Annotated in this window: 16 protein-coding genes; 8 read left to right on the plus strand and 8 right to left on the minus strand. The window is 69.9% G+C overall.

Features of this window, described 5'->3' with window-relative positions; translation table 11 throughout:
- Positions 1-225 (minus strand): DUF2892 domain-containing protein, encoded by a 225-nt coding sequence (locus tag CLV52_RS04210; protein ID WP_133765029.1) that lies wholly within the window; start codon positions 223-225, stop codon positions 1-3.
- 340 nt (positions 226-565) lie between these two features.
- Between CLV52_RS04210 and CLV52_RS04215 the strand changes: the two genes are divergently transcribed.
- The 4 genes from CLV52_RS04215 (at position 566) to CLV52_RS04230 (ending at position 4,352) form a co-directional block, all read left to right on the plus strand.
- Positions 566-1,831 (plus strand): chloride channel protein, encoded by a 1,266-nt coding sequence (locus tag CLV52_RS04215; protein ID WP_246017954.1) that lies wholly within the window; start codon positions 566-568, stop codon positions 1,829-1,831.
- A 79-nt stretch (positions 1,832-1,910) separates the two neighbouring features.
- Positions 1,911-2,258 (plus strand): iron chaperone, encoded by a 348-nt coding sequence (locus CLV52_RS04220; RefSeq protein ID WP_211342600.1) that lies wholly within the window; start codon positions 1,911-1,913, stop codon positions 2,256-2,258.
- A 185-nt stretch (positions 2,259-2,443) separates the two neighbouring features.
- Complete coding sequence (locus CLV52_RS04225; RefSeq protein ID WP_246017955.1) at positions 2,444-3,532, plus strand: sodium:calcium antiporter; 1,089 nt, start codon at positions 2,444-2,446, stop codon at positions 3,530-3,532.
- A 22-nt stretch (positions 3,533-3,554) separates the two neighbouring features.
- Complete coding sequence (locus CLV52_RS04230; protein WP_133765032.1) at positions 3,555-4,352, plus strand: formate/nitrite transporter family protein; 798 nt, start codon at positions 3,555-3,557, stop codon at positions 4,350-4,352.
- Between the two features lie 410 nt (positions 4,353-4,762).
- On the opposite strand, the gene CLV52_RS04235 is transcribed toward CLV52_RS04230, so the two are convergent.
- Together CLV52_RS04235 and CLV52_RS04240 are read right to left on the minus strand one after the other, a co-directional pair.
- Positions 4,763-5,809, minus strand: coding sequence for a PLP-dependent cysteine synthase family protein (locus CLV52_RS04235; protein WP_211342647.1), 1,047 nt, complete (start codon positions 5,807-5,809; stop codon positions 4,763-4,765).
- A 499-nt stretch (positions 5,810-6,308) separates the two neighbouring features.
- Positions 6,309-6,737 carry a VOC family protein gene (locus CLV52_RS04240; RefSeq protein WP_133765034.1) on the minus strand — a complete coding sequence of 143 codons (429 nt, stop codon included), beginning with the start codon at positions 6,735-6,737 and terminating at the stop codon, positions 6,309-6,311.
- 100 nt (positions 6,738-6,837) lie between these two features.
- Between CLV52_RS04240 and CLV52_RS04245 the strand changes: the two genes are divergently transcribed.
- Positions 6,838-7,878 carry a helix-turn-helix transcriptional regulator gene (locus tag CLV52_RS04245; protein WP_133765035.1) on the plus strand — a complete coding sequence of 347 codons (1,041 nt, stop codon included), beginning with the start codon at positions 6,838-6,840 and terminating at the stop codon, positions 7,876-7,878.
- 405 nt (positions 7,879-8,283) lie between these two features.
- Here CLV52_RS04245 and CLV52_RS19105 read toward each other — a convergent pair whose 3' ends face one another.
- Positions 8,284-9,237 carry a helix-turn-helix transcriptional regulator gene (locus CLV52_RS19105; protein ID WP_342773134.1) on the minus strand — a complete coding sequence of 318 codons (954 nt, stop codon included), beginning with the start codon at positions 9,235-9,237 and terminating at the stop codon, positions 8,284-8,286.
- On the opposite strand from CLV52_RS19105, the gene CLV52_RS04255 reads away from it, so the two are divergent.
- Positions 9,179-9,727, plus strand: a complete 549-nt coding sequence (locus CLV52_RS04255; RefSeq protein ID WP_133765036.1) for a hypothetical protein — start codon at positions 9,179-9,181, stop codon at positions 9,725-9,727. The two genes, CLV52_RS19105 and CLV52_RS04255, sit on opposite strands and share 59 nt — an antisense overlap.
- An 88-nt stretch (positions 9,728-9,815) precedes the next feature.
- Here the strand turns inward: CLV52_RS04255 and CLV52_RS04260 are convergent, their stop codons facing one another.
- Both CLV52_RS04260 and CLV52_RS04265 read right to left on the minus strand, forming a co-directional pair.
- The gene (locus tag CLV52_RS04260) at positions 9,816-10,808 is read right to left on the minus strand and encodes an alpha/beta hydrolase (protein ID WP_246017956.1); all 993 of its coding nucleotides are present in this window, start codon (positions 10,806-10,808) and stop codon (positions 9,816-9,818) included.
- Positions 10,805-11,725, minus strand: a complete 921-nt coding sequence (locus CLV52_RS04265) for an alpha/beta hydrolase family protein (protein WP_133765037.1) — start codon at positions 11,723-11,725, stop codon at positions 10,805-10,807. Before CLV52_RS04265 ends, CLV52_RS04260 begins: the two co-directional genes overlap by 4 nt.
- Before the next feature lie 122 nt (positions 11,726-11,847).
- Between CLV52_RS04265 and CLV52_RS04270 the strand changes: the two genes are divergently transcribed.
- Positions 11,848-12,474: a TetR/AcrR family transcriptional regulator gene (locus CLV52_RS04270; protein ID WP_133765038.1), complete on the plus strand. Its 627-nt coding sequence runs from the start codon at positions 11,848-11,850 to the stop codon at positions 12,472-12,474.
- A gap of 557 nt (positions 12,475-13,031) precedes the next feature.
- On the opposite strand, the gene CLV52_RS04275 is transcribed toward CLV52_RS04270, so the two are convergent.
- Positions 13,032-13,883: a helix-turn-helix transcriptional regulator gene (locus CLV52_RS04275; protein ID WP_133765039.1), complete on the minus strand. Its 852-nt coding sequence runs from the start codon at positions 13,881-13,883 to the stop codon at positions 13,032-13,034.
- A gap of 146 nt (positions 13,884-14,029) precedes the next feature.
- Between CLV52_RS04275 and CLV52_RS04280 the strand changes: the two genes are divergently transcribed.
- Positions 14,030-14,983, plus strand: coding sequence for an aldo/keto reductase (locus tag CLV52_RS04280; protein ID WP_133765040.1), 954 nt, complete (start codon positions 14,030-14,032; stop codon positions 14,981-14,983).
- 145 nt (positions 14,984-15,128) lie between these two features.
- Here CLV52_RS04280 and CLV52_RS04285 read toward each other — a convergent pair whose 3' ends face one another.
- On the minus strand, positions 15,129-15,722 hold the full coding sequence (locus tag CLV52_RS04285; protein ID WP_133765041.1) for a TetR/AcrR family transcriptional regulator: 594 nt from the start codon (positions 15,720-15,722) through the stop codon (positions 15,129-15,131).
- Position 15,723 lies beyond the last annotated feature (1 nt).

The raw sequence follows: 15,723 nt of genomic DNA on the forward strand, positions 1-15,723 counted from the left end.
TCAGCGGGCGAAGGACGCCCGGAACCGAGGTCCGGGGATCGGCTTGCCGACGAGCGGCGCGAGGAGGCAGACGTCCAGCGCGCTGGCACCGGCCACGACCGCTCCGACACCGGCGAGGATCCACCACGGGCCGCCCAGCACGGCGCCCGCGATCAGCAGGCCGGCACCGGCGACGACCCGCACCGCGCGCCCTCGGGTCGAACCCAGGAATCGGATGATGAACATGAGGCACCTCCACGACGTCTTCCCGCCAGGAGGCGTCCGCGGCGCCCGACGGAGCCAGGGGCGAAAGGCCTTCACAGCGGGCTCGGGCCATGGACGACGCGCGTTGGGTGGACCCCGAGTCGCAGCGGAACATGAACGGAACGGGCTCCCGCCCCGCTGACGGCATCGTGACGGCGGCCCGAGCGAGTCGTGCCGGTCGGCGTGCAGTTGACTGCAGTCGTGCCGGCGCTCGGCGGAGCAGCGTCGTGGAAGGTGGTGTCGGACGATGGCCGCCGGTCGCGGGCCGAGAACCTCCAGGAGGACTGCGGGTTCGTCGGGACCAGCAGATGCGTCGACGGAGGTGCTCGAGCTCCTGGGGGCCGTCGCGCTGCCGGTGCTGGGGACCGGGATCCTCGCCGGCCTGGGCGGGGCCGTGGTGACCTCGATGCTGCGCCTGCTGCAGCACGTCGCCTACGGCTACTCGGCGGGGGACTTCCTCTCGGGCGTCAGCGCGGCCGCCCCGTGGGTCCGGGTCGTCGCTCTGAGTGCTGCCGGCGTCCTGGGGGCTGTGGGGTGGTGGGCGCTGCGCCGGTGGGGATCGCCGGTCGTCCCGGTCGAGGACGCCGTGCAGGGGACGCGGATGCCGCTCATCGCGACCACGGCGAGCGCCGGGCTGCAGATCCTCATCGTGGGTCTCGGGGCCTCCATCGGGCGCGAAGCGGCGCCGCGGCTGCTCGGCGGCCTCGCCGGCGATCGCATCGGCGCGTCGAGCCGGGCCGATCCTCGGCTGCGTCGGGTGCTCGTGGCGGCGGGCGCAGGAGCCGGACTCGCAGCGGTGTACAACGTCCCGCTCGGCGGCGCGCTCTTCGCGGTCGAGGTCGTCCTCGGCGAGACGACGCTCCTCACGGTCACCGCGGCGCTCGTCGCCGCGCTCACCGCGACGCTCGTCGCGCGGATCGTCGTTCCCGACGCCGTGCTCTACACGGTGCCGGCGTTCGTCCCGACGCCGTCGCTGCTGGTGCTGGCCGTCGCGCTCGGCGCGGTGCTCGGCGTGCTCGGCCTGGGCTTCGACCGACTCGCGGTCGCCGCGCGACGACGGCGCCTCGCCGGATGGCGGATCCTGGTCGGGATGCCGGTCGTCTTCCTCGGCGTCGGCGTGCTGGCGATCCCGTTCCCCGAGCTGCTCGGCAACGGTCGTGCGCTGGCGGAGCTCTCGTTCGAGTTCACCAGTCCGATCACGCTGCTGCTCGTCGTCGCGGTCCTGAAGGCCGTCGCCACCGTCGCGACCGTCTGGAGCGGTGCGGAGGGCGGCCTCCTGACGCCCTCGGTGTCGATCGGAGTCGCACTCGGCTGCGCTGCAGCCGTCCTCTGGTCGTCCGCGTGGCCGGGAGCGAGCATCGCGGGCGGCGCCGTCGTCGGGGGCGCGGCGTTCCTCGCCGCGACGATGCGGGCGCCGATCACCGCGGCGGTCCTCGTGGTGGAGTTCACGGCGGCCGCGGGGCGCGATCTGCTGCCGATCCTGCTCGCCGTCGCCGCCGCGACGGTCGCGCGTGCGCTGATCGAGCGGCGGGCCACCTTCCGCGAGCGACCCGCGCTCGGGCGGCGGGGACCCGCCGCGGACTCGTAGCCGCGTCGACGCGATCCTCCTCCGCTCCACCCGCTCGCAGGGCTGGACCGTGTCCTCGCCGATGTGTCAGCCTCCCAGCGTGAGTGCAGCGGAGATCGACGCGTACCTCTCCTCGCTCGCCGAGCCGCAGCGCTCGACGTTGGAGGAGATGCGGCGCCGCATCCTGGAAGTCGTTCCGGACGCCGAGCAGGGGATGTCGTACGGCGTACCGGCGTTCAAGGTGGACGGCCGCACGGTCGCCGGGATCGCCGCGTTCACGAACCATCTGAGCTACCTGCCGCACAGCGGATCGGTGCTGAGCGCGCTCGAGGAGGAGCTGGGGGAGCGGGAGCACACGAAGAGCGCCCTGCACTTCCCGCCCGGTGAGCCGCTGCCCCGCTCCCTGGTCCGGCGGCTGATCGAGGCGAAGCTCCGCTCCGGCGGGTGAACGCGCGGACCGTCGCGCCGGGAGGCCGGGCGGGACCCGGACGCGTGCAGGAGTGGCGGCCGACCCGTCCGTGGGATCGCAGCTGGCGACGCGGTCGTCTCGCCGTTATGGGAACGATGACGGCCGGCGCGCGTGCCCCGAGCCGCCGGAGGTGTTCACGCAGCGGGTCGGAGTTCAATGCAGCGGTGCTCGATCACCTTCCTCTGTGGCTGCTGATCGTCGTCTTCGTCGCGAGCGGTGCGGTGATCTGGGTCGCGGGGGTCCAGCTGTCGAAGTCGACGGACGCGATCGACGACCGGCTCCACCTCGGCAGCGCGCTCGGCGGGTTGATCGTGCTGGCCGTGGCGACGAACCTCCCCGAGATCGCCATCACGGTCACGGCGGCGGCGAGCGGTTCCGTCGAGGTGGCGGTCGGCAACATCCTCGGCGGCATCGCCCTGCAGACCGTGGTGATCGTGATCCTCGATCGGTTCGGTAGGCGGAAGAAGGAGGCGCCGCCTCTGACGTTCCGGGCGGCCTCCCTCACGCTCGTGGTCGAGGCGCTGTCCGTGGTCGCGATCCTCGCGGTCGTGGTCGCGGGGACGCAGCTGCCGAAGGGGCTCGACGTGCTCCGGTTGACGCCGCAGGCCGTGCTCATCGTCGTGCTCTGGATCATCGGCCTCCTCCTCGTCCGACGGGCCGGCTCCCACCTGCCGTGGCACGAGAACGGGAACGCGCCGGGCGCGACGCCGCACCGCTCGGGGCATCGCACCAGGTCGTCGGCAGGTCATCACGACTCGGTCTCGGAGGGGCAGCGGAAGCGCGGGCTCGGCCGCACCCTCGCGGTCTTCGCAGCGGCGGCGCTGGCCACGCTCGTCGCCGGCTTCTTCCTCGAACAGAGCGGCGATGCGGCCTCCGGTCAGCTGGGCCTGTCCGGCCTGCTGTTCGGCGCGACCGTCCTGGCGCTCGCGACATCCCTGCCGGAGATCTCGACGGGGCTGCAGGCGATCCGGCAGGGCGACGACAACCTCGCGATCAGCGACATCTTCGGCGGCAACGCCTTCCTCCCGGTACTGTTCCTCCTGGCCGGACTCATCTCCGGGAAGGCGGTCCTGCCCGTCGCGAAGAGCGGCGACATCTACCTCACCGCGATCGCCGCGCTGCTGACGGCGATCTACGCGATCGGTCTGCTCTTCCGGCCTCGCAGACGCGTCCTCGGCATGGGCGTCGACTCGCTCGCCGTGCTCATCGCCTATCTGCTCGGCATCGGCGGCCTGATCGCCGTCACCGGATGACCGACGCGAGCGGGGGCACAGCATGAGTGACGAGCGGCGCAGCGAGATCGGCGACTCCGACGAGCCCGTCGAGGACGAGGTCGTCGAGTCCTTCGACGCGATCGTCGAGGAGGGCGCCGAGCGGCTCAACCGCACCTGGGCGGCCGTGCTCGTCACCGGCCTGTCCGGTGGCATCGAGATCGGCGTCGGCGTCATGGCCTACCTCGCCGTCCTCCACGAGACCGGCAGCCACCTGCTCGCCGGCGTCGCGTTCTCGGCCGGGTTCATCGCCCTGCTGCTCGCGCGCAGCGAGCTGTTCACGGAGAACTTCCTCGTCCCCATCGCCGCGCTGGCCGCGAAGGAGGGCACGCCCGCGCAGCTCGCGAAGCTCTGGATCGGGACGCTGATCGCGAACCTCATGGGCGGTTGGCTGGTGATGCTGCTCGTCGTCGCGGCGCTCCCAGCGCTGCGGTCGACGCTGGTCGAGTCGGCGCGCCACTACCTCGACGTCGGGTTCGGCTGGGAGGGCGTCTGCCTCGCCCTGCTCGGCGGGATGGCGATCACGCTCATGACCCGCATGCAGCACGGCACGGACTCCGACGTGGCGAAGATCGCGGCGGCCGTCGTGGGTGGCCTGCTGCTCGCCGGTCTCCAGCTCATGCACTCGGTGCTCGACTCGCTGCTGATCTTCGGAGCGATCACCCTCGGCGAGGCGGACCTGGGGGAGTGGGTGCGCTGGTTCGTCCCCACTCTCGTGCTCAACGTCGTCGGCGGGATCCTGCTCGTCACCGTCCTGCGCCTCATCCGCAGCAAGGAGCTGCTCGCGCACGCCCGGAGGTGAGCCGTGGCTGCCTGCCGTCGACCGCGTGGACGCCCGATCCGAGCGCGGGCGTGGCTCGCCGGTCCTCCTGAGTGATCGATTCCTCGGCACCTGCGAGCTGCCGTGTTCGCAGACGGGGCCGGAGGAGGGTGTCGCAGATGAGCTCAGAAGCTGGGCGCGGACGTGAGCCGGCGCGTGGACGTCCTGTGCTGCGCCGAGCGCCGACGGGCACTCGTTCGTGGTGAGGGACACCGCCGGGCTCCTCGCGTCAGACGCAGTGCCCGTGGCGCACCCGGCGAGGCCGTGGGCTGCAGCACACGCGATCACCACCGGCAGCACCTTCATGCGAATGTGCGCTCAGCGCGCAGCGTCTCACCACCAGGGGTCTGAGAGGCGTGGCGGCCGGTGGTGGCCGTGACGGGGTCTGTGGGTCAGGTGTTCCATCGGCCGGTGTCGAGGAAGCGCTCGATCTGCTGCGTGTGGGGGAGCAGGTCGAGCCCGTGCGCGGTCGTCCAGGCGTCGTCGTAGTAGGTCTGGGCGTAGCGGGAGCCGCTGTCGCAGATCAGGGTGACGACGCTTCCGGTCCGACCTGCGCCGAGCATCTCGGCGATGACCTGGAACGCGCCGATCAGGTTCGTGCCGGTCGATCCGCCGGCCCAGTGCTGCGTCCGGGCACGGAGAACGCGTGCCGCGGCGATCGAGGCGGCATCGGGGACCTGCATCATCCGGTCGATGACGGTCGGGAGGAAGGACCGCTCGACGCGCGGGCGGCCGATGCCCTCGATGACCGACGTCGACGTGCTCGCCGCGGTGAGGTCGCCGCTCTGCCAGGCAGCGAACAGCGCCGAGCCGGCCGGATCGACGACGGCGAGCTTCGTGGCGACGCGGGAGTACCGCGCGTAGCGGCCGAACGTCGCTGCGGTGCCGCCGGTGCCGGCGCCGACGACGATCCAGGCCGGGATCGGGTGGCGCTCCAGGGCGAGCTGCCGGAAGACGCTGTCGGCGATGTTGTTGTTCCCGCGCCAATCGGTCGCGCGCTCGGCGAGCGTGAACTGATCGAGGAAGTAGCTGTCCGGTTCGGCGCCGAGGGCCTCGGCGCGAGGCGACACCAGGCTCGGGTCGTCGACGGTGTGGCAGTGGCCGCCGTAGAACTCGATGAGCCTGATCTTCTCAGGGCTCGTCGACCGCGGGAGGACGGTCACGAACGGGAGGCCGAGCATCCGAGCGAAGTAGGCCTCCGACACGGCGGTCGATCCGCTGGACGCCTCGACCAGGGTCGTGTTCGGGCCGATCGACCCGTTCACCAAGCCGTAGAGGATCAAGGAGCGCGCCAGCCGGTGCTTCAGCGAGCCGGTGGGATGGACCGATTCGTCCTTGAGGTAGAGATCGATGCCCCAGGGAGCGGGCAGCGGAAACGTGTGCAGGTGCGTGTCCGCGCTGCGGTTCGCGTCCGCTTCGAGCAGTCGGATGGCTTCGATGACCCAGGGGCGAGCGGTGTCGGATCGGGGGTCGTGCGCCGGGCGTGCATCACCGGGGAGCCGGTCGGCGGAATCGGGAGCTTGGAAGGCCGGCACGGTCGCTCCTCACACGCCTCGCGCGAGACGTTCGCGACTCGGAGCGTACTGAAGCGACCGCGCGCACGACGGGGAAGAGCGACCGGCCCGGCGATCACCGCTGCTGCGACTCGGTCGCGTGTCGAGGGAAGGGAGATGTCTCGCTCGCAGCCCGTCTGCTGGGTGCGTCGATCGCTGACCGTGCAGCGGCGCTTCGGGTGTTCGCCGGCAACACCCGTGTCTTCGGTTCTCCGCGAAGCACGGCTTCCACCCCGGCGGCGACCACCAGGTCGATCCGGGTACGGGCGTCCCGCGAGCCGTCATGTCGGACGCCCTGCAAGGCGGTGCCAGGAGTCGCGGGTGGCTCGCGGTCAGCGGAGAGCGCAGCGGATGCCGCTGCGCTCTCCGGATCGCGCCCGCCAGGTCAGTGCTTCTCGTCCGCCTGTGCGCGGATGTCGAGCGCCCAGATCACACCGAATCGGTCGCGGAGCTGTCCTGCCAGCGGCGACCACGGGGACGGGCCGATCGGCTGCCGGATCTCCGCGCCTTCGGCCAGTCCGCGCCAGGCGGCGGTGATCTCGTCGGGGTCGTCGCCGCTCAAGTAGACGTAGAAGGCGTTGGCGCCCTGGTCGTAGGTCTGGTGCGGCCAGACGTCGAAGGCCATCACCCGGATGCCGGTGGTCGTCTCGACCTGCCCGAACACGATCCGGTCCGCCCATGCCGGGTCGTCGGAGGCGCCCATCTGCCCGTAGGTGACGGCGACGGGCTCGGTGCCGAAGGCGGCGGCGTAGAACTCCAGGGCCTCCCGTGCTCGGCCGTCGAAGTTGAGGTGCGGAGTGGTGGCGATCGTCATGTCGACTCCTCGGTCGGGCAGCTCGATCGAGCTGCAGTGATCGATACGATCCCGGGTGTTGCGGTCAGATCCTGTCCGCGATCAGGAGCAGACTCGTGATGTGGCCGATCCGACTTCGCGTCTGCTGCAGCTGCTGTCGCTGCTGCAGGTCCGGCAGGAGTGGCAGGGCGACGTCCTCGCCGGCAGGCTGAACGTCAGTCCGCGCACGATCCGACGCGATGTCGATCGGCTCCGTGAGCTCGGGTACCGGATCCAGTCGGTGAGCGGCCCCACGGGTGGGTACCGGCTCAGCAACGGCTCCGAGCTGCCGCCGCTGCTGTTCGACGACGACCAGGCGGTCGCGGTCGCGTTGGCCCTCGCGGTCGCGCCGGCGTCCGGCGCTGACATCGCGGAGGCGGCCGCCCGCGCGTTGGCGACGGTCCGGCAGGTCATGCCGTCCCGGCTTCGGGCTCGGGTCGACGCGATCGAGGTGATTCCCGCGCCCGGTCGAGACTTCGTCGATCCAGAGGTCCTGGTCGCGGTCAGTGACGCGACTCGGAAGCACGAGGTCCTCCGCTTCCACTACGCACCACCCGGGCAGAGCGATGACCGACCGTCGCGACGGGTCGAACCGCACGCCGTGATCGCCCGAGCCGGCCGCTGGTACCTGCTGGCCTGGAACGACGACGCGAAGGGCCCGGTCGACGGCGATGCGACCGGGGACTGGCGCACGTACCGGATGGACCGGATCACGTTGAGCGCACCGACCCGACGCTCCTTCCGTCCTCGACCCGTCCCCGGCGGCGATCCGTCGAGCTTCGTCGCGGCTCGGTTCAGGGGTTCCTCCAGCTCGAACGTCTGGCCCTGCATCGGCACCGCCGTGGTGCACCTCCCAATCGAGCAGATCGCGCCGTACGTGGACCCGGACGCGGTCCTCGGGGCGCGGGACGAGCGATCGACCGAGGTCACGATGGGGTCGTGGTCCTGGAGCGCCCTCGCCGTTCGGTTCGCGGGGTTCGATGCGCAGTTCGAGCTGATGGCACCCGCGCCACTCCTGCACGGCGCCGCTGAGTTGGCGCGGAGGCTCGAGCAAGCTCGACCCGCCCGGCCCGACCGCCCCTCGGGCTCGCTGAGCACCTCGGCCACAAGCGGCCTTCGATGAACAGGACGTCTGCATGTCGCGGAAGGTCGGCACGGCGGAGACCGCCATGCACCACGACCGAATGCTCGGAATGCGTTCGGAGACGCTCTGGGGGATCCGCACGAACACGACGGTCAAGTGGGGCTCGTGGGGCTCGAACCCGAGACCCGCGGTACTTCCCCTTCGGCACCGACGTGCGCGTGTTCGCGGTCATGAGCAGTGAGGACATTGCTGCGTGAGCCACCAAAGCCGCACCGCGCTCGAATGCTCGCATGGGTCGACTACCGTCTTGAAGCCAGCGCTCTGAGGCATCTCAGCGGAGGATCTGAGAGGCGTCACCGCTGCGCCGTGTTGGGGACGAGTGACTCACGTCCACTGACGATTCGCGCCGGGTTCGGTACTCCATCTGGACCGGCCCAGGCAGGATCATGGCCGTAGGGTCGACCTCGAAGGCGGCCTGCCTTCTGCACCGGCCCGTGATGTCCCGAGAACGAGAGCGATCGTGTGTGCTCGATCTCTCGTTGTGAGTTTCGCGAATATCGCATTCACGTGCGATTTCACTGTCGCTATGGAGACATGCAGGCGAGCGGCGATCTCGTCGTTACTGTCGCCGCGGGCGATCAGCGATAACACTTCGGATTCTCGTCGGGTGAGACCGGGGAAGCGTTCTTGTAGCCGACCTGTCGTGAGTATGCGTTCGCTGGCGTCTCGGAGCTGCCCGAGCTCGGCCGCGTGTGCGCGGTTCACGTCTTCGACGCGCGCCACGTTCGCCTGAGCTGCGGCACGTCGAGCGGCAGCTGCCGACACGCTCACTGCGAGGATTGCGCCAGCTAGGGCTAGTCGCGGCCCTGTCGTCGGAGCAAACGCGCACCCGAGCAAACCTGAGGCGAGTGCGATCGCGGGCCAGCCCCAGCGCATCCACGATGGGCTGAGCACGTCGCCGTTGACGATGATGAGGCTGCCGACCATCGGGGCGATCGCTGCCGAGTACGTCGGTACGGCTGCGAAGCTCGCAGCGATCAGCATCCCGCCCAGCAGCGCCAGATCTGCTCTCCGCCCCACGCGTGGTGCCGCGAGGGCTCGGGCAGCCCAGAGGGCGGGAGCGGCGACTGCGGCCGCTACAGGTAGCCGCGTCATCTCGGTCGGCTGAGCCACGGCGAGAGCCGCCGCCAAGGTGACTGCGGCGATCGCGAGTTGAAGCTGCATCCCCGATCGCTGCATGGCTCCATGGTGCAACGACGCGAAGTCGATGAGGTCCCGGCTCGGCGGACCTCCACCCTGGGATGGAGGTCTTGACCACTCCACCTGCAGGCGGTGGTTCGTGGGCAGCGAGGCGACTGGTGTCAGATCCATGACGACATACGACTGGGTCACGGACATCACATTGATCGCGCTTGTTCTGCTGCAACTTCGAAGGAGGCGGCTCGGCCTGATCCAGCTCCTGCTGCCGATCGTCCTCGTCGCACTTGCGGTCTGGCACTACTTCGCGGTTTGGCCGGGGACGTCGAACGGCGCGCTCCTCGTCGGCGGGGCGACTGCCGTCGGCGCACTCCTCGGCGTCGGCTCGGGCGTCTGCGCTCGGATGTGGAAGGTCGACGGAACCGTGTTCGTGCGAGCGGGCGCCGTTGCAGCGGTTCTCTGGATCGTCGGGATGGGCTTCCGGCTGGGCTTCCAACTGTGGGCACAGTCCGACATCGGCGCCGCTCGCGTCGTGACGCTCAGCATGCAGCACGATCTCGATCGAGCTGCATGGGTCGACGCGCTCCTCTTCATGGCGATCGCGCAAGTCCTCGTCCGCGCCTTCGTGCTCGTCGTGCGGCGCCTCCTGCTTGCTCGCGCGACTGTGCTCGCCCGCTCATCTGCCGCGTGACCCCTCATCGCCGCCGCCGCGCGTCCGAGCGGCACGCGCGGTGGTTGACTTCGAGCGCGCCACGCCGAGATTCGACCAGGCTTTCGGGTCATCCGACCAGGCGCTGGAGCCAGTGGTCGCGGGTGGCGACCATATCTCTGGCGAGTTGCGTGGTCGGGGCGAAGGCGTCGAACCCGTGGAAGCCACCGGGCCACACGTGAAGCTCGGCCTGACCGCCGGCAGCCCAGATGGCATTGGCGTACGCGATGTCCTCGTCGCGGAAGACCTCGGCGGAACCGCAGTCGATATAGGTCGGCGGTAGTCCGGAGAGGTCAGTCGCTCGCGCGGGCGCGGCGTAGATGGAGACGGCACCGGTGCCCCGGCGCTCGCCGAGCAGGGCGGTCCAGCCGGTGCGATTGCTCCCGCGATCCCAGACGCCGACGCCATCGATCTGCCGGGTGGACAGCGTCTCGTCGCGGTCGTCGAGCATCGGGTACTGGAGGAGCTGCCCCGCGATCACCGGTCCGCGCCGGTCGCGAGCGAGGAGTCCGACGCCGGCGGCGATCCCGCCGCCGGCGCTGGCTCCGGCGACGATCAGGCGGTCGGGGTCGATGCCGAGTTCGGCCGCGTGCGAGGCCGTCCAGACGAGGCCGGCGTACGCATCCTCGACCGGGGTCGGATCCGGATGCTCTGGCGCCAGCCGATACTCGACCGTCACTGCCACCGCGTCGTAACGGACGATCCAGTCCACAAGTCCCGCGACACCACTCCAGCGGTCCCCGAAGATCATGCCGCCGCCATGGATGGCGTAGAAGCAGGGTCCGCTGCAAGTGCGGCCGGCCCGCTGAACGACTGACAGCATGATGTGCTCGCCGTCGTACGACGCGATTTCCACATCGTGGACGTCGAGGCCAGCGTCGGTGAGTGCGGAGCGCGCCGTGGGCCCGCCGGCCATCGCTTGGCGCATCGGGGTGATCATCTCGGCGGTGATCGTGGACGGCAGCTGTCCGGCGAGAGCGTGAAGGACCGTCTGCAGGTCGCGGTCGAACGGCGGACGGGGGAGGTTGCCGATCTGCTCCTCGTCGCTTCGCTGCGCTGTCACTTCGTCTCCAGGCGTCCGAGCGGCTCGGACGCCGCCCCGAGGTCGGCGGTCGCTCGGGCCCACGCGCTGTCGTCACCGGTCAGGTGCGCCAGGAGGTAGGCCCAGGCGAATTCGAGGACGAGGTCGGCGCGAGCCGGGTTCTCATCCGTGGTCCGCGAATCGTTGAAGCCGTTGATGCCGCCGAGGGAGTGCTCGCCGCCGAATACGGTCAGGAGCGCGTCGGCACCCGGCGCCAGTCGGTAGACGTCCTCGAACCAGTCTCCACCTCGTGTGGAGAGCGGCGACTGGTCCGCATCGCCTGCCGCGACGAACGCCGGAGCGGTCTGCTCGGAGAAGTCCGGGTTCATGAACGGGAAGTACTGCGTTGCCAGCGGGGTCAGGCTGTCGCCGGTGCCAGGGTCGGCAAGCAATGCACCGACCGTGAAGCGAGGGTCGCGCAGGCTCTCGCCGGGCTCGCCGGTCTCGTCGAGCACTCGTTGCCCCAGCAGCATCCCGGCGGTGGTCGCACCGTACGAGTGACCGGCGGCCGCGACTCGCGTGCGATCCACTCGGTCCGCAAGGCCCGGCACCGCCTGCTCGATGAGATCAAACTCATCCAGCACGGTGCGCATGTCCTGCACCCGCAGTCGCCAGATGTTCGGTTGCCGAGAGTCAGTGGGTGCCAGGGCAAGCGACGCGGAGTCGAGGAACGTCGGCTGGACCACGACGAAGCCGCGGCTCGCCCAATGCTGCGCGACCGGTGCGTAGTCCCGCGACGAGAGCGTGAAGCCGTGGGCGAACACGACCGCGGGCAACTCCGCACCGGTAGCGGGGGCCGTCACGCGGACGGTGAGATCCTGCCCACGGTAGGGAGCGGGCAGGGCGACGGTGTCGACGGAGACGACCGGGCTGACGGGGGGCATCGCTGTGGTGCTCATGACGCTCATTCCTCTGGACGTCGCGGACGGCGTCCGGTTAGTGTCGGTGTAGGCGGATCACTGATCCAGTTGCCCAACTATATGGATCGTTGATCCGTTTTGCAATCTCGAGGAGGGCGAGCGTGAGTCGTGTTCAGACCGAGCGGGTCGGGCCGGGTCGGCGCGCGGATGCCGTCCGCAACGCACAGGCGGTGGTCGACGCCGCGGCCGCGGTGTTCGCCGAGGAGGGAGTCGATGCACCAATTCGTCGGATCGCAGCGCGGGCCGGGGTCGGGATGGCCACGGTGCTACGGCACTATCCGGATCGACAAGCGCTCATTGCGGACGTCTATCGAAGTCAGGTCGAATCCTGCGCTGCGGCTGCGCCATCCCTGCTCGAGTCCGCATCGTCCCCGGCCGAGGCGCTCAAGGCCTGGGCTGGCCTGTTCGTGGAGTTCCTGTCCACGAAGCACGGCCTCGCTACCGTGATGTCCGCCGACCCGGACGGTTTCGGCGCGCTGCACGCGTACTTCCTCGCCCGCCTGGTCCCTGCCGGCCAGCTGCTGCTCGATGCCGGTGTCGCCCAGGGGTTCTTCCGTGAGGATGTCCCTGCAGCGTTGATGCTGCGCGCAATCGGGAACCTCTGCGTGACGAGTCGACACGACGCGGCCGGAGAGACGCTGGCGATGGTCGGAGTCTTCCTTGACGGGCTTGCACGACGGTCCTCCGCGGCGGGAAACCGTGAGTTCGGCGCGGCGCCGGCTTCCTAGGGTGCCGTCGCCGAGGCGAAGGGGGTGGGAGATCTCGGATTGGGCGCGGCCTTGCGCTTGTCGTGGATCGGGGTGGTGATGAGGTCTACTGGGCAGTGGCCGGTTGCGCCGTTGATCCTGCGACTCGTCGCCGTCGCGCGAGTTCCGCGACGACGAGCAGGCCGGCCGGCTTGGAATGGTCATACGTTCGCGGAGCGGAGAAAGGACGACAGTCCTGGTCCTTAACGCCTCGGAATCGTTCGCGTCCGGCCTGCGACGCGAATACCGTGACTGGCGGCAGCAGGCATGCACTTCGATCTGTCCGGACCAGCAGTCGACGAGTCGCGGCTCGACCGCTTCGGCACTCCCATCATCGCCCCAGACTGCCGCTCGCACATGCCGAGCACGACATGCGCACCCTGGCCGGCGGCTACGAGCGCCAGTGATCCAGGCTGCTGAAGGTCCGGAGCTTTGATGACGGGTTACCCGCAATGTCGTTCGACCCGGTGCAGTAGTCCCGCCTCGGCATGAGTTAGATCGCTTCACCCGCCTTCTTGCGCCGTCTTCGCAGGTACGGACTAGTCCTGCGTCGCTGCCCAGGTCGCCAGCAGCCGAAGGGCGTCCGCGCTGGAGCTGCCGGGCTCTGGCGTGTAGACGGTCAGGACGAGGCCGGGGTCGGATGGGAATTCCATTGCCTCGAAGCTCAGGTCGAGATCGCCGACAACGGGGTGGTGAATTCGCTTGTAGCCAGCGCGGTGGAATCGGACGTCATGCTTCGCCCAAAGTCGGCTGAACTCCGTACCGCGAGTTGCGAGCTCGCCGATCAGGTCGGACAGGGCCTTGTCGTGAGGGGTGCGAGCTGCTTGAGTCCGCAAGTAGGCGATGGTGTCGGACGCGGTCCGTTCCCAGTCGCGCCAGAAGATCTTCGCTGCCGGGTCGAGGAGCGTGAATCGTGCCAGATTCGCCGGTCTCGCCGGATCGGCGAATACCTGAACGAGCAGCGCGTGGGCAAGTCGGTTGGTGGCGAGTACGTCGTAATGAGCGTTGCGGACCCAGGCAGGGACGTCCTCGACCGCGTCCAGTACCCGGAGGATAGAGGGGCGAACACTTGGAGCCGCGGTCCTGTGCGGAGCCATCCGACCGCCTGCGGCAGCACGCCGGGCGAGGTCGAAGAGGTGCTCGTGCTCTGCCCCGTCCAGATGCAGGGCGCGGGAGATGCTCGCCAGCACGCTGTCCGACGCACCGCCGAGGTTCCCGCGCTCCAGGTTGGCGTAGTAGTCCACAGAGACGCCGGCGAGCATCGCCACCTCTTCGCGGCGCAGCCCGGACACGCGCCGGTTTCCCCCGTATGCCGGCAGGCCGGCCTCCTCTGGTGTGATGCGGGCACGGCGAGTCGTCAGGAAGTCGCGGACCTCGGCCTTCTCGTCCATGCGCGGAACCGTAGCCGCCCGCCGTAGCGGGAGGGAGGGGCTGCTGGTGCACGGAAGACCGGCCCCTGCCGTCGGCGCTCCGGCGGTCGTCTGATGGGCACCAGCGATCGGCCGGCTGCAGGCGCAGCCATCGAGATGGGAACGACATGACGAATGACGACTGGATACTGGCGCCCGCTGCACTGGGTACCTGGGCATGGGGCGACAGTGGGGAACACGGTGACGGGTACTTCGGGAGCGAGCTCGACCCAGCGGCCCTGGACCAGCTCGCCGACATGGCGCACGCCGCGGGTCTCACCTTGTGGGACACCGCGCTGGTCTACGGCATGGGGCGTTCCGAACAGGTCCTCGGTCGGGTGCTGCAGCGCTTCGACCGTGCCGACTATCAGCTCTCCACGAAGTTCACCCCGCAGATCGCCGCCGACGGCGTCGACGCGGTCGGGGACATGCTCGAGCGGAGCCTCGCGAACCTCGGCACCGACTACATCGATCTGTACTGGATCCACAACCCCGCCGACGTGACCCGGTGGACGCCCCGACTGATCCCGCTGCTGGAAGCCGGCACGATCAAGCACGTCGGCGTGTCCAACCACGACCTCGCGCAGATCCAGCAGGCCGACCGGATCCTCGGCGAAGCGGGGTTCCGGGTCGAAGCCGTGCAGAACCACTACAGCCTGCTGTACCGCGGCTCCGAGCGGGCGGGCATCCTCGATTGGGCCGGTGGTCGCGGCATCCCGTTCTTCGCCTACATGGTGCTGGAGCAGGGTGCGCTGACCGGCCGATACGGCCCGAGCAACCCGCTTCCCGACGGAAGCGCCAGGGCCCAGACCTACAACCGGCTGCTGCCGCAGCTCCAGGCCCTGACCAACGGGCTGACCGAGATCGGCCGGTCACGCGTTGCCTCGGCTGCGGACGTCGCGGTCGCGTGGGCGATCGCTAAGGGAACGAGACCGATCGTCGGTGTCACCAAGCCGCAGCACATCGACGGGCTGGTTCGTGCCCGCAGAATCGAGCTCACCGGTGCCGACATCGAGCACCTGGAGGGCCTCGCCGACGCAGCGGATGTGGACACGCGTGCCGCCTGGGAGCATGTGATGTAGTCGAACGCGTTCGAGGTGGGCCACCGCGTCCGCGACAGCTCACTCCGTTCCGTGGGGGACTGCCGGCAAGGTGACCGTCACTGGTCACGTGACCGGCTCGCGGCTCCGCTCGTTCCTGAGACAGGAGCCCGACCGCGTGCGCGGCTCAGCGCGCTCGGTGGACGATCCGCCGGGCGCGCTGCTCCGGGACGCCGAGGACGAGGAGGCTCGTCGTTGCCGCCGTGTCGTCGCCGTAAGCAGCGTGCTCCTCGCTGGCGAGGGTGAAGACGATCCACTGCGCGATTCGCCCGAGCGTTTCTGCGGGAAGGTGGCGAGTGAACGCGCCGCTCGCCTGTCCCTCTCGGACGAGGTCGGCCAGGGCCGTGTCGACCGGAGCGAGCAGGTCGTGGATCTCATCGCCGTACTCGCTGCGCCGCAGCTCGAGCAGCACTCGGTAGCGGTCGATCACGGGCCAGATGCGGGTCACGTATCGTGCCCATGCCTCGGCGGGGTCCGCGGGCTCGGCGGTGCTGCGGTGAAGCGCATCGAGGAGCTTCGAGGCCGCGGTCTGCGCGATCGCTCGGATGAGGTCGGCGCGGGTGGGGAAGTGACCGTACACGGTCCGCCGCACCACGCCGGTCGCTTCGGCGATGTCGTTCATGCCGGCGTTCGGGCGCCGCCCGAGCACGTCGAGCGCGACCTCGATGATCCGTGCCCGGGTATCGCCCGGCCGGCTCGGTCCGGCAGCGTCGCTCGCCACG

The organism is Amnibacterium kyonggiense (assembly GCF_004364555.1).
Classification (GTDB): domain Bacteria; phylum Actinomycetota; class Actinomycetes; order Actinomycetales; family Microbacteriaceae; genus Amnibacterium; species Amnibacterium kyonggiense.